Source organism: Streptomyces solitudinis (assembly GCF_036323765.1).
Taxonomy (GTDB): domain Bacteria; phylum Actinomycetota; class Actinomycetes; order Streptomycetales; family Streptomycetaceae; genus Streptomyces.
Map to the genome: position 1 here is coordinate 19,488 of NZ_JAZDCW010000012.1, position 24,273 is coordinate 43,760.

The following is a 24,273-nucleotide window of genomic DNA, read 5'->3' on the forward strand; positions in this document are numbered from 1 at the left end:
GGTGAGGCGGTCGTTGGGTTGTTCATGGGGCGGGGTACGTGGAGTTGGATTGTTCCGGACGGGCTGTGGGAGATCGCGGAGCCGTTGATCCCGCCGTCGAAGGTGCGGCCGCAGGGCGGCGGGTCGCAGGACACGCCTGATGAGACGCTGTTCGCGGCGATCATCTACGTCCTGGTCAGTGGATGTGCTTGGCGGGCTTTGCCGCCGTGCTTCGGGATATCGAAGTCGACGGCCCACCGCAGGTTCCTGATCTGGTCAAGAGCCGGCGTCTGGGGCCGTCTCCACGAGGAGATCCTGCACCGCCTGGACGACGCCGGCCTCCTCGACCTGTCCCGGGCCGTGCTCGACTCCGCCCACGTCAGGACTAAAAAAGGGGCGAACTCACAGGTCCGAGCCCCGTGGACCGGGGCAGGCCGGGTTCCAAGATGCACATCCTGTCGGACGCGAACGGACTGCCCCTCCTCGTGGGCGTCTCCGCAGCGAACACCCACGACAGCCTCGCGCTGAAGCCCATGGTCGCCGGTCACCAAACGAGACACGATCCCCACCGCGGCCGCTACCTCAAACCCCAGCGCCTGCACGCGGACAAAGCCTACGACGTCCCCCACCTGCCCCAATGGTTGTGGGGCAAGCACATCGGCGTCCGCATCGCCCGCAAAGGCATCGACTCCAGCGAACGGTTAGGACGCCTCAGGTGGGTCATCGAGCGGACCATGTCCTGGCTGACCGGCTACCGCCGCCTCAACCACCGCTACGAACGCCACCCCCGCAACTACCTGGCCTTCCTCGGCCTCGCCGCAGCACTCTGCTGCTACAAACGACTCCTCCGCCTCACCACATAGGACACGGTCTTAGTAGGGATCCGTCTGTCTTGTCAGCGTCGCGCCCTATCGTGGTGGTCCATGAGCGACATGTTGCCGGCCACGCCGTCGAGCGGTCCGATCCTGGCTGTCCCGTCCCCTGGTGCGGTGCGGGACGAGCTGGCCGAGCTGGTGGTGCGGGACCTCCTCGGGCCTGTGGGCGACGAGATGGAGGAGGTTGCGGACGCTCCGACGGATTGGTATGTGCTTGGGCGGCTCGCGCCGAACGGGACCACGATCTTTCCGGAGGAGCTGGACGCCCCGCTCGGCGACAGCAGGCTGGCAGGCGCGGACGATGGGGCGCCGGACGCGGATGCGCCGAACGTGCCGAGCCTGAGCCCGTCTTCGATCGGGTTCACTGCGCGGGTACGCGGTGACGCGGACCGCTTGGAGGTGACCGGGGAATGGGCGCGCTATGTCCGCGCGCGCTCGTCGGATCCGAGCGTCGAGAAGCTGATCTGGAGGCGTGAGCCGCACGTCGGCAGCGTCCCGGTCAAGCTGGTTGAGGGTGCCGTGGAGCCGCTCGTTCTCGACAGCGAGGACGAGAAGATGGTGTTGCGTGGGCGGGTACGTCGCTTCGAGGACGACTGGCTGGTCACGCTGTTCCTGGTCAACACGACCGAGACCGATTCCAACTCCGCGCTGCACTGGGCCTTCCAGGCTGAACTCTCGGCGACTGGGGCTGAGGGCGCGGCGGTGTTTCTCCCTCGGCATGAGCCTGGTTCCGGCGGCGACGGCGCCGACCGGGCTGAGCAACGCCGTCTGGCGATGGCGTACCGGTTCAGTCCGGAGTTCGCGGTGGGACATGCCACCGGCGTACATGCGACGGCAAGTGACACCGATCCGATGACAGCGGTCGCGATTCGAACGAAGGCTGCACCGCAGTATGACATCGCGCAGACCGACGCCCCGTCAGCACACAGTGACCCGGACTTGCCGGAGTTGGCCGACCTGCTGGTCGACATGAAGGTGCTGGCCACGTGCGAAAGACAAAAGCTGCGCGAGAGGCTGATGCCGCTGGTGGCCGGCTATCGGGCATGGATCGGGCGAGCCGAAGCGCGGGTCGGGCAGGAGGGCCAGCACCTTGACGAGTACCGGACGCAGGCAGGTGAGGCGCTGAGAGACGCGAAACGTGCAGCGGATCGGATCGAAGCGGGGATCGAGCTGGTGCTCGGGAACGACGATGCCTTGACCGCGTTCCGGTTCGCCAACAGTGCGATGCACCTGCAGCGCATCCACACCCGGGTCGCCGCAGCCCGGCGCCGTGACCCGTCCCGCGAGGTCGAGGCAGTATTCCTCGAGGAGGACAAGCCGGTCCACCGGTCTTGGCGCCCGTTCCAGCTCGCGTTCCTGCTGTTGAACCTGCCTGCGCTGACGGATCCGGCGCACCCGGAGCGTGCCACGGGGGCCGAAGCGGTGGCGGACCTGCTGTGGTTCCCCACCGGTGGCGGCAAGACCGAGGCATACCTCGGCCTGACTGCCTACACCCTGGCCATCCGCAGGCTTCGACCGGATCTTGGCGGTCTCGACGCGCGCCACGGGGTTGCGGTCCTCATGCGCTACACCCTTCGGCTGCTGACGATCCAGCAGTTCCAGCGCGCCACCGCGCTGATCTGCGCCTGCGAGGTCCTGCGCCGAGCGGACGAGACGCGGTGGGGCACGGAGCCGTTTCGGATCGGGTTGTGGGTCGGCGGAAAGGTCTCTCCGAACACGACCGACCATGCCGACAAATGGGTCAAGGATGTACGGAAGGCCAGTGGGCGGCCCAATCGAGACTCGGGCTCGCCCTACCAGCTCACCAGCTGTCCTTGGTGCGGCACGAAGATCGAGAAGGGGCGCGACGTCGAGGTCGACATGACTCTTCGCCGCACCTACCTGCGCTGTCCGGAGCTGTTCTCCTGCCCGTTCGGCGGCTGGGACCCGAACGGGGAGGGTCTGCCGGTTGTGGTGGTCGACGAGGAGATCTACCGGGTCCTGCCGAGCCTGGTCATTGCGACCGTCGACAAGTTTGCGCAGCTGGCCTGGAACGGGCGCACCCAGGCCTTGTTCGGGCGGGCGTCACGACACTGCTCACGCCACGGGTATGTCACAGCGCAGATAGCGGAGGAGAGCTGGGAGGCCGGCAGCCACATCGCGGAGGGCCGCTACCGGGCCGCGGTGCTCACGGCGGCCGCCCAGGTGCGTCCGCCGGATCTCATCGTCCAGGATGAGTTGCACCTGATTTCAGGCCCCCTGGGGTCACTGACCGGCCTGTACGAGGCCGCCGTGGACCGGTTGGCCACCTGGGAGTACGCGCCGGGCAAGACGGTGCGGCCTAAGGTGATCGCCTCGACGGCCACTGTCCGCCGCGCGGAGCGGCAGATCCACGCCCTGTTCGACCGGCGCACCGAGGTTTTCCCGCCACAGGGCCTGGAGATCGGCGACAGTTTCTTCGCCCGTCAGCGGCCTGCCGACTCGCATCCGGGACGCCGCTACATCGGGATCTGCGCGCAGGGAGTGCGCACGAAGTCCACGATGATCCGCGTGTACGTCGCCGTGCTTGCCGCCGCTCAGACCGTGCACAAGAAGTACGGAAGCAACCCGGTGACCGACCCGTACATGACGCTGGTCGGCTATTTCAACAGCCTGCGCGACCTGGGCGGTATGCGTCTCTCCGTGGAGGACGACGTCTCCACCCGACTGGAACGCGTCAACGAGCGCGGCTTGTCCCGACGCTACGACTTGCGACTCGAGGAACTCACCTCACGTCTGACCTCGGAGAAGATCAAGGACATCCTCGATCAACTGGAGTACACCTTCCCCAAGGCGAACAAGCTGACGCCCATCGACGTGCTCCTGGCCACCAGCATGATCGCCGTTGGCGTCGATGTCTCCCGCCTCGGCGTCATGGTCGTGGCCAACCAACCCAAGTCCACCGCCGAGTACATCCAGGCGACCAGCCGCGTCGGCCGTGCCACCCCAGGCCTCGTCTTCACTGTGTTCAACTGGGCCCGCCCACGCGACCTATCCCACTACGAGACCTTCGAGCACTTCCACGCCACCGTGTACCGGCACGTCGAGGCCCTCTCGGTAACCCCGTTTGCAGAGCGCGCCATAGACCGCGGCCTGGCCGGCGTCCTGGTGGCGCTGGCCCGCAACCTGGACGTCGGCGACAACGGCAACCTCGGCGCGCAGACCTTCGACACGCACAGCAGCAAGGCCGACCACATCGTCCGCTACCTCGAACGCCGCGCGGGCGAGATCTCCACCGATCGCACCGTCGCAGCTCGGGTACGCGAAGAACTCGACAGCCTTTTGGATCTGTGGGCGCGCGAGCAGCGCCGCCCGGCGACCCGGCTTGCCTTCGACGCCAAAGGCAAGGCCGACGACATCGTGGGACTGCTCCGCAGCCCGGACGCCGGCCCCTGGGGTCCCACAACCTGTCCGACCTCGTTGCGCGAGGTCGAGCCCGGTATCCGTCTGGTCCTGCGAGCTGCACCGGGCAGCATCGACGACCATGAGAAACACCCCTTCCTCCCACGTACAACCCCGGACATTGATGGCGCCAGGCAGGAAGGGGACCTCTCATGACCAGCACCACGAGCGTTTCACGACCGGCGGACGACCTGCGGGTCGGGGAGCTGCGGCCCAGCCAGCTGCTGCACACCTACGGAGTGGGCGCGGTCGCGGACCTGCCGAACCTCTCGGTGATGATCCTCGGACTCCACGAGTGGGCGTTGGAGCAGGCCGCGATCGTTCCCGAGGAACGGCTACTCGCGGCGGTGCGCAGCAAGCTCGGCAACCAGGTCCAGAACCTGCGGATGCCGCCGTACACGCCGGAGGACCCGAACGACTTCAGCGGCGCCTGGTCACGGATCGGCGTTCCGGTCGCGGTCTTCCCAGGCTGGCTGCGGTGCACCGACAATCGCTGCAACCGGCTCGCACCGGCTGACTCCGGGCTCTTTCATCTGCTGCCGAACAGCTTCGCGCCCGACCAGACCCGCTACGTCCACTCCTGCCGCGAGAGCGGGCGCAGGAGGCCTACCGCGGTACCGGCCAGGTTCGTCTCGGCCTGCCCAGCCGGGCATCTCGACGACTTCCCATGGATGTACTTCGTCCACCGCGGCGCGCCGCACGGATCGGACCACACGCTGAAGCTGGTCGAGCGCGGCACCACCGGTGAGGCGGCGAACATCTTCGTCGAATGCTCCTGTGACGTGAAGGCCCGTTCCATGGCCGAGGCCATCGGTACCCGCAGCGAGCTCGTCCTGCCGGCCTGCCGGGGCCGGCACCCGCACCTGGGGACCTTCGAGTTCTGTACCGAGCAGACCCGGACCATGGCGCTGGGCGCCACGAACGGCTGGTTCGCGATGCAGCTGCGGGTCTTCTCCCTGCCGCACGCCGAGAACCCGGTGGACAGCGCGGTCGCCGAACACTGGGCCGGACTGCAGGTGGTGGCGGACCTGCCACGCGAGACTGCCCGCCTGGTCCTGCCCACCCAGGTGATGTGGCCGCAACTCGAGCGCTTCGGCGCGGACGAGGTACTGAATGCGATCGCGCGCCACCGCGACGGAATCCAGTCCGGCGCCGTCGAGGACGTGGACGCACTGGACATTGCCGGCCCGGAATGGCTCGCCTTCACCGGCCGTCCCCAGAGCCACCCCGATTTCAGCGTCAGCGACGAACCCGTACCGTTCACCCACCGCAATTGGCTCAGCCAGGTGCGGCTCGTCAAGCGGCTCCGAGAGGTATCCGCCCTGTACGGGTTCAGCCGAATCGACGCACCGGAATGGGGATCCGCAACCAGTGGCGGACCGGTGCAGGAGGAGAACCGCGCACCGCTGACCAGCTCTGCGCCGAGCTGGGTACCGTGTGCGGAGACCCGCGGTGAGGGGATATTCCTTCGCTTCGACGAACAACGGGTCGCCACGTGGGAACAGAACCCGGACGTCATTCGACGCGCTGGCATCCTGAGAGCCGCACACCGGAAGTGGTGCGCCCAGCGCCGGACCGCCGCGGAGTGGCCGGGCATCCGCTACCTGCTGCTGCACACGTTCGCCCACGTCCTGATCCGTGAGTTCGCCCTGGAGTGCGGCTACGGCGCCTCCGGCATCGGCGAACGTATCTACGCACGCTCCGGCAACGACCCGATGGCCGGGATCCTGCTCTACACCGCGGCCCCCGACAGCGAGGGCACCCTCGGAGGCCTTGTCACCCTCGGCGGGCAGCACCGGCTCGGCGCTCTGATCGACCAAGCGCTCGAGGCCGCGCGGCTATGCGGCTCGGACCCCCTGTGCGCCGACCACAATCCTGTCGCCCACGGCCGCCTGCACGGCGCAGCCTGCCACGCCTGCCTGTTCGCCGCGGAAACATCCTGCGAACGAGGCAACCATTTCCTGGACCGCGAACTGCTGGTCGAGACGTTCAGCGGCCGGCCAGGCGGATTCTTCACGCCATGACCGGGCACGATTTCGGCCAAGCCGCGATCCCCCTTCCCGAAGTGATCTCTGAGCTCGTCGCCAGCCTCCCCAAGACCCATCTCGCAGCTTGGACGAGGGCCTTGCGTACCATCACAGCTCCCGACGATCAGACAGAGTCCCGTCTCATCGCCGCGCATCCCGGCGCGGGACTCGGGCCGCGCGCTGCTCTGCTGCTGTCCGCCTGGAGATCCACCGATCCGCAACTGCCGGGGCCCGCTCTGGCCCTGGCACTTGAATCTGCCATCTGCCGCTACGAGCAGGACCTCGCCTCCCACCATGTCGACATCGTCGTCTCCGGCCCGCTGAGCGGTACCGTGCCTGTCAGGCTCACCGCATCCGCGGCAGTCGAGGTCATACGGGCGGCGACCCGCACGCTCCTCGTTACCAGCTACGCCGCATTCGGCATGCAGGAGATCGTCAACGAGATCACAGAGGCCGCAGACCGTGGCGTCAGCGTGAACCTGGTCCTGGAGACCGCGCGCTCTGCCGGCGGCAGGCTGCACGGAGAGGCCGACGGGCGTATCGCCTTCCATGCACTGCGCTTCCACCCGGACGTGCATCTATGGCAATGGGCGAACGCCGAGCGGCGCGGCTCTGGCGGCCGACGCGGCAGCATGCACGCCAAGGTCATCGCCGCTGACCGAAGCACCGTCCTACTCGGCAGCGCAAACCTCACCGACAACGCGTACAACGACAACCTGGAGGTCGGTGCCGTTATCCACGACCCGATCGCTGTCGGCAAGCTCGTCGATCACTTCACCACCCTGATGCACTCAGAAAGCAGCTTGCTTGTCCGATTGCCGTGGATATCCTCCCAGGGAAACGGAGTCGGCGGGAGCGACGGACGTACCTGAACCACGGCGAGGTGCCCTACGGTTCATGCGCCCGCCCCTGCTCGGTCCGGGCCTGGCGCTGGTGGAAGGAGACCACCGGGCTGACCTTCGAGGCAGTGCGACCGCCGGGAACATCGATACAGCGGTTCTCGGTGAGATCAATTTTGGGTGACAGCGAGACCGGCGGGGGTCTGTGCGGACCCCGCCAGGGCCGTTGCTTTCAAAGACGGCGCTGAGCCCAAAAGATGATTAGACTCACGCACCCCGACCCGGCGCCATAGGCAGCTCCGAGCAAGAATCGCCTGCTCAGGACCTTGATCTGGCGGCGCCGCCACTTGACCGTCCGCTGCCAGCGTCCCGGGGGTTCGACATCCCCATGAGACATGGGATTAGCATGCACTGTGGTTCTCCGATCCGTTGCAGAGCGGCAAAGGGAATCGACAGAGGGCCCCCTCGGCACGGTTTCTCAGGCCATGTGCCGGAGGGGTCCTTTGTTTGCCTGTAACCAGGGAGTCTACTGAGGGCTCAAGCAGGGAACTTTCGCACGATGAGCGTCCTGCTTAAGGGAGTTGGCGACCCGTCATGCGCCAACCTTGACGAGCTGTCACCAACTTGACGACCCGCGATTTTTTGATCTCGTTTTGATAACGAGACTCGCGAGGAATCCGCCGCCGCGGCGTGCAACGCACGGCCCCGGCTAGTGCCGTGCCGTACCCAGCGCGGTCAGTGACGGATGGTCTGCAACCGGCTACCGGTCTCTGCGATGATCCAAAACGACCAGCCGTTCCGGCTCGCACTCACCTTGGGGTTCTGCGCACGCAGCACCGCAGCGGCTGCGCCGCTCGGGGACTTGTACCGCCCCTGTGCCGGCCCGTTCGTCACGGTCACACTGTCCGTCGCCGGGTCGTAAAACCCTTCGATCCGCACCCCTTCGTACAGGGCGTAAACATCGATCATGCCCCCCTGATCGCTCTTCTTGGGAGTGGAAGAGCGCTGGAAGTGCTCCACCAGCCTCTGCACTGCCTCGCTCTCAGAGACGCCCCAGGCTAGCGCCAGCAGTGCCACCTGGTTGTGCGTGGTCTCCGTGATCTCCATGCACACATTTCTTCTGGTGCTCATGGCCGCGATCATACGCTTTGGACAGCTGTGTCCGCAGCTGTTTCTGAAAGCCGAAGAGGCGGTCACCGCCGGTTCTACAAATGGCCAGTTGAGAGACCTCCTGAGTGCTGCACGACCGACGCGTTGGCCCAGGTTGCCCGTCGCAGAAGGCCTCTCAGGACCGGCTAGTTCTGCGACGGAGATCTGAGGCGACTGACCGCCGTAAGGACGTTCTCGTTGACGGGATGCGCGAGGCTGACTGCAGGCCCTGACCGGTTTCCAGCTGCGCCCGCCGAACTTCACCAGGCCCCTGGGCGACGGCTAAGTGCTTCCCTGTCCGGCCAGGCCACGCGTATGGAAGGGACAGTGCCGAGCCAGGGCGGGCAGAACCGGTCGCTGAACCAGATCGAGGCGGTGCCGTCGGCCCGCATCTTCTCGGCGCGGGCGGTAATGCCTGCGCCCGTGATCGGCGCGAGCTGGGCTTCCAGCGCCGTCCCGGGGCGTGGGGGAATCGGCGGCACGGTTTGGGAAACGATCTTCGGGAGCACCGGCGTAGCTCCTGACCAGCGGCTTCCGTCGGTGTCCCGGTACGCCTGAGGAATCCGACAGATCGGCTGGACGAATCCACCGACAAACCGCCTGGACAGTCACACGAAGACGCAGGTCAGTGCGACGCCCGACGACATCTCAGATCGGAACCTACAGCCCACGAGGCCGTGAGACCGTGTACTACTCCCCCTGGCCTGCGCCTATGCAGCGGGACAGGGTCTGGTGCTCCCAGACCTTCCGGGCCTGTCGCAGGTTCGTAGAATCGAACCTATGACCGATGAACCGTCGCGGCTCCAGCTGCTCCACTTCACCCGCCGGGTGGTGGTGCAGCAGGCGACGGCAGCCCTTGCCCAGGTCGACGGCTGGATCGCGGCCGAGGAACGACGCGAGGCGGAACGGCGCCGGGGCCAGCAGGCCCGGCCGGCGCCACCGGACTGGCTGGTCCAGTACGGCCGCGACCGCGCCAGCATCGAGGCCGTGCACACCGGCGACTGCTGGGCAGTGGCCAAGAGCAAGCGGCACTGCCGTCCCGCCACCCGGCAGCAGGCGGCCGACGCCCTGCGGCAGCAGGTTCCGCCCTGCCCCTGCTGCCGGCCCGACACCGCCCTCGGCATCCTCGACTGACCCAATGGCGGCACCGACCGGGCACCGGATGCCCCCGCACCGGGCGGAACGGCGCGCTGGCGGTGCGGGAGGACGACCGGCCGACGTCTGAATGGTTCCAGCAACGCGCCGTCCCGCTGCGACGTGACGGCGGCCGTGGCAGAGCGGCGCGGTGGCCAGTTCGCTGCCCCTGCGACGGGAGAACGCCGCTCCGCGTGGGTCTGAGCGAAGGACGGCTGGAGCACCGGGGTCCACGTGGTCTCCAGCGACCTGCTGCGCACCGCCGGCACCACCCAGCCCCGCACAGGCGCGCCACGGCCAGCGCGCCCTGCTGTCCGCCCGCCGTCGGCCACCGGCCACCCCGACGCCGCTGATCCCCGGAGCTGGTGCCGACTGCGGGCATGGATGCGAAGAACACCCTGACGGCGGTGCGGCAGTGCCCGTAAGCCTTGACCGGCCCGAGCCGCTGGTTCCTGCTTCGAGGCTCGAGGCGTCAAAGGAGACTCTGCCCGTGGTGCTCAGCGCCGTGCGCGAGGACGAACGGGCCGGGTACGTGCAGCGCCTGGAGGTTCGCCGAGCAACACCGCGGGCACCTTCGGAGCTGCTCGGCGCGGGCGGCGGACGGCGGACGGCGGACGGCGGACGGCGGACGGCGGACGGCGGATTATCCGGCCCGCCACTCGTGCAGGTGAACTCCCCCGTCAGACAGCAGCTTGGGGCGACGCGAGCCGCTAGGAAGAGGCCGACCAGTCGTCTTCCCGAAGCAGGTGACCGTGCGCGCCTTCGCCGCCCTCGCCGCTGCCACTGCAGCGTTCGCCACTCTCATCCTCCCCGCCCATGCCGGTGAGCCCGGCAGCAGCAGCACGCTGCCCGTCCGGGCCCTTCTTGGGGTCCTGCCCGTCAAGGAGGAGACACGGACCGGCTATGAACGTGCGGCGTTCAGGCACTGGGTCGACGCCGACAAGGACGGCTGCAACACCCGCAACGAAGTCCTCCTGGAGGAAGCCGTCAACCACCCCGAGCTCAGCGGGCGCTGCACCCTGACCGGCGGTACCTGGTACAGCCCTTACGACGACACGTACGCCGAGGGGGCCCGCGGACTCGACATCGACCACCTCGTCCCCCTCGCCGAAGCCTGGGACTCCGGCGCCGGTACCTGGACCGCGGCTGAGCGCGAGGCCTACGCCAACGACCTCGGCGACCACCGGGCCCTCATTGCCGTCACCGCCCGCTCCAACCGGTCCAAAGCCGACCAGGACCCCGCCACCTGGCAGCCCCCGGCCCGGCCCTACCGCTGCCAGTACTACACCGACTGGGTCACCATCAAGACCCGGTGGGGCCTGGCCATCGACCCCGCCGAGCAGACCGCCCTGACCGAACTCGCCAGGACGTGCCCGAACACGCCCGTCACCGTGGAACCCGCCCGCTGACACCCCAACGCCCCCACCGGCACAGACCACGGCGGGAGCACAGCACGGACGTAGCCCACGTCGCCAGCCAGGCAGAGCAGTGGACGATGCACCTCGCCAGCGCCCGGTAGTTCTTCATAGGAGCAGCGGGACCGAGCGCGTTGGGGCATTGTGGTGGAAGGCATGGCCCCATGACGTGGTCTCTGCCCGATCCGACACTCACCGCCGCCGCCCACCCCGCTCAGATCCTGGGATGGGCGGTTGAACCGAAGTGGGACGGCTTCTACGTCCGCACGCCAACTACCGCTCCCACTCAGCAGGTTGGGAAACGCTCATTGCGCTCGCCAGCCACCGTCGCGTACACGCCTGGCAACGAGTGGACCGCGGTCCTTGCCTGCCGTGGCCGACCTCACTCCGCCCCACCTGGAATCAGAGCTGGAACTTGAAGCCGACGTGTGATCCGACGAAGCCGAGCCGCTCGTAGAAGCGGTGGGCATCCGGGCGAGCCGCGTCGGAGGTCAGCTGCACCAGCTGGCAAGCCTGGCGGCGGGACTCCTCGATCGCCCACTCGATCAGCTGCTGACCGAGCCCCTGGCCGCGCTCCGAGCCGTGTACGCGCACGCCCTCGATGACCGACCGGGTGCTGCCACGACGGGACAGACCGGGAATGACGGTCAACTGGAGTGTGCCGACAACCATGTCACCACGCACGGCCACTGTGAGGAACTGGTTGGGATCACCTTGCAACCGCTCGTATGCAGTGAGGTAGGGACGCAAGTCGTCCGGAGACTCGCGGCTGGCCCCCAGCGCATCGTCGGCCAGCATGGCCACGATGGCGGGGATGTCGTCCGCGACAGCGGGCCGGATGTCGATATCTGTCATGCGGCGCATGGTATTTGGACGCGTGTGGGCGTGATCAAGATCTGCCAACGTCGCCTGCTCCATGGTGAGCTGCCCCGAGTTTCGTAGAGTCCGATCTTGCTTGGTTCAGGCGGACTGCGGGATTTGCTCCTGGCTCCGCCAGAAGGCTTCTTCGTACTCGGCCGGCGTAACGTAGTCGAGCGCGGAGTGAAGACGCTCCTCGTTGTACCAGGTGATCCACTGGAAGATCGCCCGCTCGACTTGGTCGACGTCCTTCCAGGGGCCCTGCATCTCGATCAGCTCGGCCTTGAAGGTGCCGTTCAGCGCCTCGGCCATCGCGTTGTCGTAACTGTCCGCGACGGAGCCAACCGACGCGGAAGCACCGATGTCAGAGAGCCGGTCGGTATACCGAATTGATACGTATTGCGAACCGCGGTCGCTGTGATGTATCAGCCCGGAGTCCTTCTTGATCCGACGCCGCCACAGCGCCATCTCCAGAGCGTCCAGCACGAGTTCTGTCCGCATGTGGTTCGCGACCTGCCAGCCGACGATCATCCGCGAGTACACGTCCAGGACGAACGCCACATACGCCCACCCCGACCAGGTGCGGACATAGGTCATGTCCGCGACCCACAGCTGGTCGGGCCGCGAGGCGGTGAAGTCGCGGTCAACCAGGTCCGGCGGACGCGGCGCCGACGGCTCCGGAACCGTGGTCCGGCGCCGCCGGCCACGGATGACGCCCTCCAGGCCGAGCTCGGCCATCAGCCGCTCGACGGTGCACCGGGCCACCTCGACGCCCTTGCGCCCGAGGGCCCGCGTGATCCGGCGGGCGCCGTAGGTGCCGCCCGACTCGGCGTGGACCTCTTCGATCAGCGGCATGAGCTGTTCGTCGCGGAGCCGCCGGTCGGACTTCGGCCGCTTCTTGCGTGCGAAGTACGTCGACGGCGACAGCTCCAGCACCCGGCAGACGGGATCGACCCCGAGACCCTTCTCACGCAGGTGGTCGATCACCTGCTCGGCCTCGTCCGGGGACGGTCGATCTCCTGGGCAAAAAACACCGAGGCGGCCTTGAGGATCTCGTTCGCCCGCCTCAACTCGGCATTCTCCTTGCGAAGCTGCCTGAGTTCGTCCTGTTCGGCGGAGGTCAGCCGGTCGTCGCGTTCGCCCCGGTCGGCCTCGGCCTGGCGGACCCAGCCGCGCAGGGCCTCCTTGTGGATGCCGAGGTCTTTCGTGACGTGCGCGATCGGGCGGCCGGTGCTACGGACCTCGCGGATCGCGCGCTCCCGCAGTTCGTCCGGGTACTTACGTGGTGCAGGCATGGTGCTCGTGGATCTCCTTCGCCAGGACCGTAACCCTGGCATCAGGGACTACACGAAACGCAGTGCAGCTCACCTGCAAGTGCCGCGTGAGCACGTCGGGACGATTACTGTGCCCGGCGAGGACCAGGAGCAGCGGGGCCGGGCGCGTTCTGGGCGTTGTGGTGGAAGGCATGGCTCCATGACATGGTTTCTGCCCGATCCGATGCTCACTGCTGCCGTCGCTCACCCCGCTCTGCTTCCGGCGTGGGCGGCTGAACCGAAGTGGGACGGCTACCGCGCCCAGCTCGCCGTCTGCGCCGATGGGCGGGGTTGCTGCGCTCGAGGCGCGGGGCCGACCTTGCCGCGGCCTTTCCCGACATCGTGGCCGCCTCCCGCGCGCAGCTGTCGGCGGACACCGGGCCCGACGGTGAGCTGGTGGTGTGGGAGCAGGGCCGTCTGACGTTCGAGCGGCTCCAGCAGCGCGCTGTCCGCCGCGGGGCCTCCGCTGCGGCGGAGGGGCGGCGGTGGCTGGCGCACTATGTGGCCTCGACTGAGGCACATGCCAGATGGCTCAGAGCGTCTGAGCGGCCCACCTTCTACGAGACAGGACACCGAGTCCGCAGTAGTGCGGCCGGGTGCCTCGTTCTCACCTCATCACGGTACTAAGGTAGCGCCATGACTGCTCCCTACAGCCCTGATGATCGGGAAAAGGTAGTTGCCAAGCTGCCGACCGATCTACGGCGCGAACTCAAAGTGCGTGCTGCGGAATTGAGCGAGGACATCCAGGACGCCGTCACGGCCGGTGTCACCTCCTGGATCAATCTGGAAGATCACCCTGCGGTCGACACCAGTGGGGGTACTTCGTTCTCGACCTACCTGCCGACTGGGCTGTACGAGGAGCTGAAGAACGCCAGCAGGTCGCGCAGGCTCTCCTACAACCAGGGGATGGCCCAAGCGATCCGGCACTGGCTGGACACCCATCCGTCACCGCGCCCGTCGACACCACGCACCACTGGAGCCCGGCGGCTCGTCTTCGGCAACCAGAAGGGCGGCGTAGGCAAGACTTCCGTGTCCGCTGGCGTCGCCCAGGCCCTGGCCGAGATGGGCAGGAAAACCCTGCTGATCGACTTCGACCCGCAAGGTCACCTGACACGGCAACTCGGCTACGAAATGCTGGAGATCGAGTCGGTCAGCCTCGCCAAGCACATGCTCGGCGAGACCGAGGACGACCTGCGTGGCCTGTTCGTCCCGATAAAGGGCGGTGACTTCGAGGAGCGGCTGTGGCTGCTGCCTTCCTGCAAGGACGCCTTCCTCCTGGACGCGAAGCTGGCCACCACCCGCGCCGTGCGCATCAAGGAAACCGCGCTGGAGCGCGTCCTGAGCGACGTGGAAGCGGACTTTGACTTCATCGTCGTCGACTGCCCTCCGAGCCTCGGCTACACCATGGACACCGCCCTCTACTACGGTCGCACCCGAGAGGGCGAGGAGCCCGGCCAGTCCGGGCTCGTCATCCCGGTCCAAGCAGAGGACACATCCGGCGACGCCTACGACATGCTCGCCGACCAGATGGATGACCTGTGCGAGGACCTGAAGGTGGAGATCAGCACCTTGGGCTTTGTCGTCAACCTGTACGACGCACGCAACGGCTTCATCGCTACTTCCTCACTCGCGTCCTGGCAGAGCATGGACGAACCAGTCCTGGGGATCGTCCCGGAACTCAAAGAGCAGCGTGAGGCGGTACGCCGCAAGCAACCTCTGCTCGCCTACGAGCCGGACTGTGAGCAGGCTCAGGTCCTGCGGTCGATCGCAAGGAGGATCAAGAGGTGAGCATCGCTGACAAGGTCGGGGAGAGCTCCTCGTTCGGCCGCCGCAAGCGCAGCGAACGCGGCCGGGCCAAGGCCCTTGCTGAGGGCGTGATCCCCGCCTACGAACTGGTCCGGCTCGACCTGGCGCAGGTCTCCCCCACCCCCCTCAACCCGCGCCGGAACTTCGGAACGGACCACGAACTGGCCCGCTTCGGCGAGGAATTGCGCCAGGTGCAGCTTGCTGCCTGTGTCGTGGTGACCCGCACCGCTTATCTACGGCTGTGGCCCCACCAAGAGCAAACGATCAGTCCCGACGCCCAGTACGTGCTGGTCAACGGAGAGCGCCGTTACCGCAGTGCTCTGCACGTCGGTATCGATCAGCTTGACTTCGTTGTCCGTGATGACCTGGCGTCATCCCGTGAGGACTTCATCGACCACCTCCTTGCGGAGAACCTGGATCGTGAAGACTTCAACGTGATCGAGCGTGCTCGCGGTGTGCAGCAGCTGGTTGACGTGTGCGCGGAAGAAACGGGAGCGCGCGGCGCGCGTGCCCGTGCTGCGGAGCGCCTGAACAGGGACCGATCCTGGGTGACTAACCAGATCGCGCTGTTGACGCTCCCCGAAGAACTCCAGGCGCAGCTGGTCTCTGGCGAGGTCTCGGAGCGGGACGGTCGGCTTCTGGCCCGCCATCTCAAGGACAATCCGGGCTTGGATGCTGCGTCTCTCCTGGAGCATCTGTCGTCGGTGAAGAACGCGGTCAGCCAGCAACGGGAAGAGCAGCAGCGCCTGATCAATGTGGGTCGGCAGGTGCTGGAGCGGCATGACAACGGCGGTTTGTTGTCCGCGGACAACAAACCCGCCCCTTCCCAGACTCCTCTGGCCGGAACGCCAGCCGGCAAGACGCCTGCGGCTGGTTCGTTGTCCGCGGACAACGAACCAGCCGAACAGACGGCACCCGACGCGAGCCAGCCAGCGGCGCAGAGCCCGGCGCGCCCCGAGGCGTCTGTTCCCTCACAGGCCATGGAGCACAACGGCGCGAAGCCGCCCGTTGACGTCTCCCCCGCGCCCCCCGGTTCCGCTGTGACCGCGCTTGAGAGGACTGCCCAGCAAGCCACCGAGGTGGCCGCGAGCTTGCGCCACGTCACTACGCTGCACCGCGAGACGGCCGGAGCAGACCGCGAGGCCGCCGATAAGCTGATCGAGGTCATCCGCGAAGAGCTGGAGGCGGCGCTGCGTCAGCTTCCTGCCGCCATGCAGATCCGCTGAGCGCCGCTCCAGCCGGGGGTGTGGCGCAGCCCGTCACGTCGGCACCACACCCCAGTTTGTTGTCCGCGGACAACAAGACAGCACCCCGATAGAGGGATGCGCCTGATCGCCCCGTGCCTGCTGGCTTCCGCCCGACGCTTCCTGAGCTGGCCAGAACACAAAGAAGGGCCCTCTCCGACCGGATCAGATCCGGTCGGAGAGGGCCCTTTCGAAGCTCACGCTCAGGCGGTCATGCACTTCCCTGCGACGGCGTCGGCCAGGAGCGCGGTGACGTCGGTGACGTACGGGTCGGTGTAGCTGTCGCGGTCACTGACGTCGAACAGCGCGTCCTTCACGGAGACCGTGAACCCGGGGATGACGGTGGCCGCCCGGCCCGCGAGCTCGGTGTTGAGACGGTCGGCATCGTGGGAGGCGACCCAGGTCTGGAAGTACGGCCCGAGGCGCAGCAGGGTGTAGCCGGTGCCGTCGGCGCGACGGGCCTCGACGTGGACGCCGTAGCGGGCGGGGTCCATGCCGAGATTGTCGGGCAGGGGCAGGTTGGCGGCGGCGTGGGTGAGCATCGTGTAGTCCGGCTGCCAGAGGCCGAGGATCGCGGTGGTCTCGCAGCGCAGCCAGCCGCGGCCGGTGTAGCCGAGCTGGTGGCCGTGGAGGTAGGCCGCGGCGTTGCCGGTGTCTGGGTGGACCAGGAAGATGGCGATCATTTCGGTGCCGTGGTCGTCGCCGGGTCGGGGGCGCGCGCGCTCGATGAACGGCCCGACCCGCACAGCGACGTCCTAACCGCAACCGGGTGTCCAGGGCTGGGGGGCACGTACGGCGGCGAGCATCGCGCGGAACGCGTCGTGGACAGTCTGGTCCTCGGGTGGGACGGTGTTGGGCGTGGTGGCACGGCGGCTGAACATGCGACGGATCATCGGGCGGTCTCCTGCTCGCGGTGGGCGGTGTGGCTGCCGGTGGGTGCCTTGAGGACGCGCGGCAGATGGACGTGCAGGTGCTCGACAACGACCTGGCGGCCGCGGTCCCGAAGTGCTCGGGCAAGGAGTTCGGTAAGACCGCTGGCACTTTTCCGGACTAAGGCGGCGACGCCACGTGGCTGTCCTGAGCGAGCGTCTTTCCTGCGCCGCGGGACTGGTCGGCAGGCCAGTTGCCAGGTCAGAAGCTGACTTCGCCTGGCAGGATCGGGGCCATGTCGATAGATCCGTTGTTACTCAGAGCTCGTGCTCTGTGGGAAGACCTTGCTCGTGTACCGGTGTCGTTCCCGCCGCCGGGTGGTGTGCACGTCGTGGTCTCCCCGGATTCAGAGCTGTGCCCGACTGGCTGGCTAGGGGTGGTCGCTCTCGGTGAGTCGGCGATCGCAACCGTGCCGACTGAAAGCGCCGCGGAGCGTGTTCGGGGTGCGCTGGCGCGACTGTCGGTGGAGGCTGTCGTGGACGGCACTTCAATCCAGACGGTCCTGCCTGTAGCGAGAGCGTTGGGACCGGCGGCGTTGTCGTATGTATCTCCGGTGGGTTTCCGCCCGGTCGAATCTGGTGCGCTATTGGCGGAGCAACTGCCGGCCAGCCACCCGGATCTGCGACGTCTGGAGAAGACAGCTGGCGAGGGAGACGCTGGGGAGGCCGCTCTGGACGAGATCACGTCTCCCGCGTTCGTGGTTCGTGAGCATGGCCAGGTAGTTGCTGCTGCTGGTTATCGAGCCTGGCCGAGTCGCACCGCTCACATTGGCGTGCTGACCGCGCCAACAGCGCGAGGGCGAGGAATGGCGCGGGTGACGGGTTCAGCGACGGTCACACATGCCCTCGCTGCCGGGCTGCTACCGCAGTGGCGTGCACGGCCTCCCGCCTCCCGGCGCGTTGCAGCCGCATTGGGCTTCGAGGAACTGGGCTTTCAGCTGAGCATCGAGATCGTCTAATCGGTGAAGAGCGGCATGCCGAGGTCGACCAGTTGGGGCCGGCCATAGGCTGGGGCCCGGCTGAGGCTGTTGAGCTTGGCGATAGCGGCGTCGAGGCTGACCTGGAGTCCTTCGACTTCTCCGAGCCAGCCGTTGCCGCGGGCCTCGCGGATGCGGTCGCGCAGGTTCTGGATGATCTCGATGAGGCGGCCCCGCTGGCGGGGGTCGATCTGGAGGACCGGGCAGCGGATGCAGGCATGTTCGTGCTTGCAGGGGGTTCCGTAGGGCCGTCCGCAGGTGCCGAGGGACACCTTGCGGAGCTCGAAGTGCTGCTGGAAGTCGCGCCACTCCTGCTCGGTGGGCTCGCGGTACTCCTCCTGTGGCCGGTCGGCCCGGCGCCGGTCCAGGAAGCTGCGGTAGGTGCGCACCAGGTCGTCCTGGAAGACGGCGAGGTACGCCTGGGTAGTGGTCAGCGTCTTGTGGCCGAGGATGCGGGCGGCGATGTGGACGGGCAACCCTCCGGTGACGGCCTCGGTGGCGAACATGCGGCGGAAGTCGTGCGGGGTGTAGCGCAAGGGCTCGCCGGCACCACGGCGGTTGCCACGCCCCTTGCCCCTGCGGCCCCTGCCCGCCCGCGTGTCGGCACCCTCGACGTGGTCCGGCTGCGCGAGGACATCGAGCGCCTGGTCGCGCTGGACGCCGAACGCGGGGGGTACGGCCTGGCGCAGGCCGCCCTCGACGGAGCCGCTGAGGCGCTGAGGCTGCAGAAGCACAACGCCGCCTCCCAGCGCGTGCGGCAGCGGCTGTTCGCGCTGGCTTCCGACTTCACCGCGACGGCGGCGTGGTCCCTGATCGACGCCGGGCAGCTCGACGGAGCCGGCCGCCACCTGGACCATGCGCTCACGCTCGCGGGCCTGGCGCAGGACTCCGAGATGGCGATGCAGGTGTGGAACCTGCGGGCGATGCTCGCCCGGCAGCGTCGCGCCTACCCCGAAGCGGTCGCCGCCGCGCGGGCCGCCCAAGCGACGGCCATCGCCCGGCGCAGTCCGCTGCACGCCTCCCTGGCCCACGCCAGGACAGCCGTTGGCCTCGCGCACAGCGGCGAGGCCCGTGCGGCGCTGGAGTCCCTCGCACGCGCCGAGGACGCCCTGGCAAAGGCCGACCTAGCCCAGCCGCGTCCCTCCTGGATCGCCTTCTACAGTCCGGCGGAGCTGTACTGCCTGACCGCGATCGTGCGGGACGTCGTGGGACACCCCGCGCAGGCGGAGGCCGCCTCCCACCGGGCGCTGGCGGCACTGCCGGAGACCTACCGGCGCAACCGCGCGCACACCACGGCACGGCTCGCCCTCGCCCAGCTGCACCAGGACGACGTCGAGCAGGCTTGCGCGACCAGCGGCACGGTCTTCACGATCATGGCGGGCACGCCGCTGCCAGGACGGATGCGGCAGCTCCTCGGTGACTTCCAGCGTGACCTGATCGCCCGTGCCCCTTCCGCCCACGCCGCGCACGCGTGGACGGAGCGCTACCGGACCGAATGGAGCAGCTCTTGACCACCGCAGCCGTTGACCTCCGCCGCTTCGGCCACGAGGACCTGCCGTCCATCCGGCAGACCCTCCTGGAGGTGCACGCGGATGCCTACGCCGACGAGATGGACGACGAGTTCACCCAGCGCTTCCCTTGGTTCGTGGACCACTGGGGCGGCCAGCCCGGTTTCGCCTGCGTCATCGGCTACGACGGCGACGAACCGGTCGGGTTCGCCTATGGCGCCCCGGCGACCGCGGGCCGGGAGTGGTGGCGCGAGCATGTGGCCGAGCCGCCGACCGATAATTCGACCTTCAGCGTCTCGGAGCTGATGGTGCGCCCGGCCTGGCGGAAGACCGGGACCGCCGAGCGGCTGCACACCGCGCTCCTCGAGGACCGGCCGGAGGCCCTGGCCGTGCTCCTGGTCGATCCCGGCCACCCGAAAGTGGAGGCACTGTACGAGACGTGGGGATACCGCCGGATCGGTAACCGGCAGCCGTTCCCTGACTCCCCCAACTTCACCGTCATGCTCCGTGACCTGCGCACCCCGGCCGTTTCCTGACCTCCCCGGGCAGGCGGGACCGAGCGTGTCAAAACCCTTCACTGCCGCCCAGAGGCGTTCCGGGCCGACCGGCTGCTGCTCCCTCACCGTGGCACCGCGACCCGGGCTGCTGCACGCGCACACCCAGGGGCGGTCAGCACTGGCATGCAGGTGCACCGGCGCCCCCGGCAGGACGGGGCCGGCCCGCTGCCCGGGGGTGAGGGCTGCGGCACCTGGGGCAGCGTCGTCCTGGGACGGGCAGCGGTGACGCTTCGATAGCCCTACGAACGAGGACGAGCCGGTAAGCCGGTGAGCCGGGCAGCGGACGGGAGCGCCGCCTGCTGCGCACGTCCCCGGCAGCACCGTGCCGCCGGGGACGTGCGACCGGGAGAGGGCCGGACGTGCTGACGGTGCCCGACGCAGTCGCCTCGCCGGTGTCCACGCCTCCGAGGAGGAAGTTCGGGGGCTGGGAGGTCAAGCTGGACGGGTGGCGGGCGGCGCTGCCGCACAGGGACGGGGACGAGGTGGACGTGCAGGCGCGCCCGGGGCGGCTGATCACCGCCCAGTTCCCGGAGCGGCCCGAGGCTCTGATCGTGATCCCGGCCGGACAGAGTCAGGCGGTGGTCTCCAGCCCTCTGTCCGCGCAGACGCGCGGCCCGCTCGGGCGGGCGCTGGCCGCCCACGACCTGGCGTCGGCGCCCACCGCCCGCACCCCGGCCGGAACCGCCTACCGGCCCGTGTCCCCCGGGCTGACGGTGGAGGTCCTCGTCGGCCAGGGGCGGCACACGACCGGCTGCGCGCCGAGCCATAAGCCCTCCCTCGAGGGCAACGACCGGCGCCCGGCCGGTGTCACCCGCCGGGCGCCGGGGCTGAGTCAGGGGGTGTCGCCGGACCAGTTCCAGCGTTCCGGGTCGCCGGGGCGCGGGTCATACAGGGCGCGGCCGCCGGGGCCGAAGCGTCCGAGCTCGGTCATCAGCGCGGCGCCGGTCTGGACCTCGTTCGCTGTCCAGCCGGTGATGTCCAGCAGCAGGCCGTCCAGCGGGCCGCCGACCAGTTCGGCGTAGTGGTGTCCGGGCTGGGGCCCGGGTCAGGGGCATCGGCGTCGCTCCCGTAGACCCGCCCGCGCAGCAGCCGCTCCTCATCGCCATCCATCCGGCCAGCCTCCCAGCCACCACCGACAGCGCGGGCCGGAAGACGGCCAGCAGGGGCCCGGCTGAGAGCGGAAGCCGGCCAGGGCTTCGGCCGGGGCCGGTGGCTACCGGGCCGGCTCGTAGGTCACCGTCTGCTCCGGGCATCCGGCCGCCAGGTCGCGCAGGGCCGCCACCTCCCCCGCGTCGGCGGCCAGGTTCCAGCGCAGCTTCGTTGCGGTCCACTCAGCGGCGTACCGGCAGTGCACCGCGGCGGCGGGCGGCAGCCACCCGGCGGGATCCTGATCGGCCTTGGAACGGTTCGAGCGGGCGGTAACCGCGACCAGGCTGGCCGCCGCCTGCTGGTCGTTGGCGTACGCCTCGCGGCGCTGCGCCGTCCACGCGGACGCGCCGCTGTCCCAGCTCTCGGCCAGGGGCACCATGTGGTCGATGTCCAGACCGGACGCCGAGTCCACCCGCACCTGGTCGTAGTAGGACCACCAGGTCCCTCCGGTCAGGCGGCAGCGGGCGCCGACCGCGGGGGGCTCGACGGCTTCGGCGAGCAGGACTTCGGCGCGCGTGTTGCAGCCGTCGGCCGGATCGGCGCCGGTGTTCCAGTGGCGGAAGGCGGACCGGTCGTAGCCGTCGCGGGACTCGGGGCCCACCGGCAGGCTGGTGACGGCTTCGGCCAGCGGGAGCGTGCGTGCCGCTTCGGCCGCGTGGGCGGGCGCGGGGACGGTGAGGGGCAGGACGGTGAGGGACGCGGCGGCCAGGCCGCGCAGCAAGTTGAGCATGAGCCGTTGGTAGCGGCCGCCGGCGGGCACAGGCAGCCGCTTGCCTGCGACGCCGCCCGTGTGGGTGGAATGGTCATACCGCGAGGCCCCGGTGCGGACACCGGTCAGGGACCGGCCGGCTGCCAGGCCGCTGCCAGGATGAGCCCGGCGGGCAGGGGATCACCGGGTGGCGGGACGAGGCCGCCCGGGGGCCTCCCGCTCGCGGCGGCGAAGTCGACCGTGCCGCCGGAGAACCCTGCCCCGTCGAAGTCGACCGCGCAGCCGTCGAACGCTGCCGCGCCGAAGGTGACGAGGCCGCCGGAGAACGTCGCCCCGTGGAAGCCGACCGCACCGCCGGAAAACTCCGCCCCGCTGAAGTGGACCGCGCTGCCGCAAAATCCGGCCCCGTCGAAGTCGAGCGTGCCGCCATCGAACTCCGCTCCAATGAAGGTGACGAGGCCGCCGGAGAACGCCGCCGCGCGGAAACCGAGCCAGCTGTTCACGCCGAACACCGCGCTGCGGAACTCGACCGCGCCGCCGGAGAACACCGCCCGGTCGAAGAAGACCGTGCCGGTGTTGGAGAACCTCGCCCTGCTGAAGTCCACCGCGCCGCCGGAGAACTTCGCTGAGCTGAAGTTGACCACGCAGCCGTCGAACGTCGCGCTACTGAAGTCGACCGTGCCGCCGCGGAACTCCGCTCCGCGGAGGTCGATGGTGCCGTGGAGGAACCTCGCGCCGCTGAAGTTGACGATGCCGCCGCAGAACACAGCCCTGCTGAAGTCGCCGCTGTCGAAGACGACTCCGGTGAGGTCGAGGTCGTGGCCTTGCCAGGAGTGGTGGTGCTCGCGGGGCAGGCGGAGGTGGTCGCGGATGACCCGGATGACGGTGCGCCGCACCTCCCGCAGGGCCAGGTATTCATGGCGGGCTGCCGCGTCACCTCGCGGCAGGTCGGTTAGAGCGGTGTAGGGCAGCCGGAGGTAGGCGCACAGAACGTCAATACAGGTCTGGCGCAGCTCCCGGGTGGGGGCGTCGTCGGCGAGCCCGGCCAGGGCGTGAACGCCGCCCAGGCGCACAGCGGGAGAGGCATCCAGCTGGGAGACGGCGGTGGTGAAGCGCTCGGTGTGCAGGCGGGTGGCGTCGCGCAGGGCGCCGTCCTCCTCGACACGCTGGCGGCGGTAGGCCACCACCAGGGCGACCAGGGCGCCCGCACCGGCCACCACCCCGAAGGCAATCTTGACCAGGTCGAAGAATGTCTTGGAGTCGAGGCGCGGCTCGGACTTCAGCCCGCGTGCGCCGAGCAGGTCCCACCCGGCGTAGAACACGGCGGCGGCGACCAGGACTGCGATGGCGAAGGCGGCGGCCAGGGCGATACCGACGGGCCACAGGCGCAGACCGCGCCGGTCGGCCTGACGCCGGGACAGACGTAAGTTCATGAGGGGCAAGACTGGCCGCAGGCGTCACTGGTTGCAGTCGAGCCTTACGCTGTCCGGCTCCGGAGTGGCCTGTCAGCGGGGCGGCACCGCACATCAAGGGCCTGCGGCCGCCGCCGGCGGTCACGCCGGTACCCGGCTCCGGGGCGCGGCACGGAACGCACGGGTGTCGGTGCTGGCCTCCCGCCAGTGGCCGTGACCGGCCGGGCACTCCCAGCGGTCGTTGCAGCTCTCGACCTCGAACGGGCGAGGCCACCGGCGACCGTCCACCGGGTTTCGTCCTCAGTCGGCGGCCGGGCGTGGATGGACGGGATGGCGCCGACCCAGGGGCGCAGCCGGGTGGCGACCCAGCACACCCGTACGCCGTCCTTCGCGAACCGCGCGGTGCGCTCCTTGATCTCCTCGGCGGTGATCGCGGACAGCTGTGCTTCCCAGGCCATCCGCGCGGTGCCGTCCTGGGAGGAGGCCATCACGTCGGCACTCCAGTCGCCGTCGGGGCCGCGGACTTCGAGCTCGGCGTGGTGGTCGGCGGCGCGCACGGCGGTGGCGAGCTCCAGCTTCAGCAGGTGGTGCTCCATCGACTCTCCGGCCAGCGCGCAGGTCGGGGACCCGGGGTCGTGAGCGAAGAACCGCAGGCCGTGCGGGGAGACCTTGGCGTGGAGCGGGTGGGCGCACTCCGGGCAGGTCATGACCACGCGTGGCCGGCTGCGGTGGATCGCGGCCCACTCCCAGCCGCACCCGAGGTCGGGCTGTGTTGCATCGAGCCGTCCGCGGCCCTCGTGCTGTGCGGTGAACCCCACCGTCTCCCCCTTTTCTCGCGCCGCTGTGGCGTCGGCCGGATCAGCCAGGCTGCGTGAGCGCGGTCATCGGTTGTGCGCTCCCCTCGGCCGGTCGGCATGCGCCTGGTTCTGCTCGTCGGTGTTGTGCCCGGTCCTGCCGCCGTACGGCCCGAAGG

The 24,273-nt window shown here is 68.9% G+C and carries 21 protein-coding genes and 1 pseudogene; 11 read left to right on the forward strand and 11 right to left on the reverse strand.

Going from position 1 to position 24,273, the window contains the following annotated elements:
- Positions 1–24: 24 nt before the first annotated feature.
- From V1J52_RS23945 to drmC, 4 genes are all read left to right on the forward strand, one after another.
- A protein-coding gene (locus V1J52_RS23945) for an IS5 family transposase (protein WP_330142152.1) occupies positions 25–842 on the forward strand; the annotation gives its coding sequence in 2 pieces (ribosomal slippage) (positions 25–373 and positions 373–842; 819 coding nt in all).
- A 60-nt stretch (positions 843–902) separates the two neighbouring features.
- Complete coding sequence (drmA, locus tag V1J52_RS23950; RefSeq protein WP_330142050.1) at positions 903–4,430, forward strand: DISARM system helicase DrmA; 3,528 nt, start codon at positions 903–905, stop codon at positions 4,428–4,430.
- Positions 4,427–6,298 carry a DrmB family protein gene (gene drmB, locus V1J52_RS23955; protein ID WP_330142051.1) on the forward strand — a complete coding sequence of 624 codons (1,872 nt, stop codon included), beginning with the start codon at positions 4,427–4,429 and terminating at the stop codon, positions 6,296–6,298. Before drmA ends, drmB begins: the two co-directional genes overlap by 4 nt.
- Positions 6,295–7,173 (forward strand): DISARM system phospholipase D-like protein DrmC, encoded by an 879-nt coding sequence (gene drmC, locus V1J52_RS23960; RefSeq protein WP_330142052.1) that lies wholly within the window; start codon positions 6,295–6,297, stop codon positions 7,171–7,173. The genes drmB and drmC overlap by 4 nt, the downstream gene beginning before the upstream one ends.
- Before the next feature lie 702 nt (positions 7,174–7,875).
- Here drmC and V1J52_RS23965 read toward each other — a convergent pair.
- Together V1J52_RS23965 and V1J52_RS23970 are read right to left on the reverse strand one after the other, a co-directional pair.
- Positions 7,876–8,271, reverse strand: a complete 396-nt coding sequence (locus V1J52_RS23965) for a hypothetical protein (protein WP_330142053.1) — start codon at positions 8,269–8,271, stop codon at positions 7,876–7,878.
- Between the two features lie 278 nt (positions 8,272–8,549).
- Complete coding sequence (locus tag V1J52_RS23970) at positions 8,550–8,798, reverse strand: hypothetical protein (RefSeq protein WP_330142054.1); 249 nt, start codon at positions 8,796–8,798, stop codon at positions 8,550–8,552.
- A gap of 271 nt (positions 8,799–9,069) precedes the next feature.
- Here V1J52_RS23970 and V1J52_RS23975 point away from each other — a divergent pair, with 271 nt between their 5' ends.
- Positions 9,070–9,423, forward strand: coding sequence for a DUF6233 domain-containing protein (locus V1J52_RS23975; RefSeq protein ID WP_330142055.1), 354 nt, complete (start codon positions 9,070–9,072; stop codon positions 9,421–9,423).
- A gap of 752 nt (positions 9,424–10,175) precedes the next feature.
- Positions 10,176–10,832 carry an HNH endonuclease family protein gene (locus V1J52_RS23980; RefSeq protein WP_443075911.1) on the forward strand — a complete coding sequence of 219 codons (657 nt, stop codon included), beginning with the start codon at positions 10,176–10,178 and terminating at the stop codon, positions 10,830–10,832.
- Between the two features lie 408 nt (positions 10,833–11,240).
- Here the strand turns inward: V1J52_RS23980 and V1J52_RS23985 are convergent, their stop codons facing one another.
- Both V1J52_RS23985 and V1J52_RS23990 read right to left on the reverse strand, forming a co-directional pair.
- Complete coding sequence (locus V1J52_RS23985) at positions 11,241–11,693, reverse strand: GNAT family N-acetyltransferase (RefSeq protein WP_330142056.1); 453 nt, start codon at positions 11,691–11,693, stop codon at positions 11,241–11,243.
- A gap of 105 nt (positions 11,694–11,798) precedes the next feature.
- Positions 11,799–12,991, reverse strand: a protein-coding gene (locus V1J52_RS23990) for an IS3 family transposase (protein ID WP_330142057.1) whose coding sequence is annotated in 2 segments (ribosomal slippage) — positions 11,799–12,727 and positions 12,727–12,991 — 1,194 coding nt in all. Because the reading frame shifts where the segments join, the coding sequence is not laid out codon by codon here.
- A 654-nt stretch (positions 12,992–13,645) separates the two neighbouring features.
- Between V1J52_RS23990 and V1J52_RS23995 the strand changes: the two genes are divergently transcribed.
- Together V1J52_RS23995 and V1J52_RS24000 are read left to right on the forward strand one after the other, a co-directional pair.
- Entirely contained in the window at positions 13,646–14,797 is a 1,152-nt protein-coding gene (locus tag V1J52_RS23995; protein ID WP_330142058.1) for a ParA family protein, read from the forward strand.
- The gene (locus tag V1J52_RS24000; protein WP_330142059.1) at positions 14,794–16,041 is read left to right on the forward strand and encodes a ParB/RepB/Spo0J family partition protein; all 1,248 of its coding nucleotides are present in this window, start codon (positions 14,794–14,796) and stop codon (positions 16,039–16,041) included. Before V1J52_RS23995 ends, V1J52_RS24000 begins: the two co-directional genes overlap by 4 nt.
- A gap of 221 nt (positions 16,042–16,262) precedes the next feature.
- On the opposite strand, the gene V1J52_RS24005 is transcribed toward V1J52_RS24000, so the two are convergent.
- Positions 16,263–16,805, reverse strand: coding sequence for a hypothetical protein (locus tag V1J52_RS24005; protein WP_330142060.1), 543 nt, complete (start codon positions 16,803–16,805; stop codon positions 16,263–16,265).
- 9 nt (positions 16,806–16,814) lie between these two features.
- A complete protein-coding gene (locus tag V1J52_RS24010; RefSeq protein WP_330142061.1) occupies positions 16,815–16,952 on the reverse strand; it encodes a hypothetical protein in 138 nt (45 codons plus the stop codon).
- A gap of 272 nt (positions 16,953–17,224) precedes the next feature.
- Here V1J52_RS24010 and V1J52_RS24015 point away from each other — a divergent pair, with 272 nt between their 5' ends.
- Positions 17,225–17,947 (forward strand): GNAT family N-acetyltransferase, encoded by a 723-nt coding sequence (locus V1J52_RS24015; RefSeq protein ID WP_330142062.1) that lies wholly within the window; start codon positions 17,225–17,227, stop codon positions 17,945–17,947.
- On the opposite strand, the gene V1J52_RS24020 is transcribed toward V1J52_RS24015, so the two are convergent.
- Complete coding sequence (locus V1J52_RS24020) at positions 17,944–18,501, reverse strand: tyrosine-type recombinase/integrase (RefSeq protein WP_330142063.1); 558 nt, start codon at positions 18,499–18,501, stop codon at positions 17,944–17,946. The two genes, V1J52_RS24015 and V1J52_RS24020, sit on opposite strands and share 4 nt — an antisense overlap.
- Between V1J52_RS24020 and V1J52_RS24025 the strand changes: the two genes are divergently transcribed.
- Together V1J52_RS24025 and V1J52_RS24030 are read left to right on the forward strand one after the other, a co-directional pair.
- Complete coding sequence (locus V1J52_RS24025; protein WP_503676894.1) at positions 18,385–19,476, forward strand: NsdA family TPR-like regulatory protein; 1,092 nt, start codon at positions 18,385–18,387, stop codon at positions 19,474–19,476. The two genes, V1J52_RS24020 and V1J52_RS24025, sit on opposite strands and share 117 nt — an antisense overlap.
- Positions 19,461–20,009: a GNAT family N-acetyltransferase gene (locus V1J52_RS24030; RefSeq protein ID WP_443075912.1), complete on the forward strand. Its 549-nt coding sequence runs from the start codon at positions 19,461–19,463 to the stop codon at positions 20,007–20,009. Before V1J52_RS24025 ends, V1J52_RS24030 begins: the two co-directional genes overlap by 16 nt.
- Positions 20,010–20,862: 853 nt before the next feature.
- Here the strand turns inward: V1J52_RS24030 and V1J52_RS24035 are convergent.
- From V1J52_RS24035 to V1J52_RS24050, 4 genes and pseudogenes are all read right to left on the reverse strand, one after another.
- Positions 20,863–21,140: pseudogene (locus V1J52_RS24035) on the reverse strand (hypothetical protein).
- Between the two features lie 103 nt (positions 21,141–21,243).
- Positions 21,244–21,909: an HNH endonuclease family protein gene (locus tag V1J52_RS24040; RefSeq protein WP_330142066.1), complete on the reverse strand. Its 666-nt coding sequence runs from the start codon at positions 21,907–21,909 to the stop codon at positions 21,244–21,246.
- Positions 21,910–22,013: 104 nt separating this feature from the next.
- A complete protein-coding gene (locus V1J52_RS24045; RefSeq protein ID WP_330142067.1) occupies positions 22,014–23,321 on the reverse strand; it encodes a pentapeptide repeat-containing protein in 1,308 nt (435 codons plus the stop codon).
- A gap of 44 nt (positions 23,322–23,365) precedes the next feature.
- Complete coding sequence (locus V1J52_RS24050) at positions 23,366–24,118, reverse strand: competence protein CoiA (protein WP_330142068.1); 753 nt, start codon at positions 24,116–24,118, stop codon at positions 23,366–23,368.
- Positions 24,119–24,273: the final 155 nt, after the last annotated feature.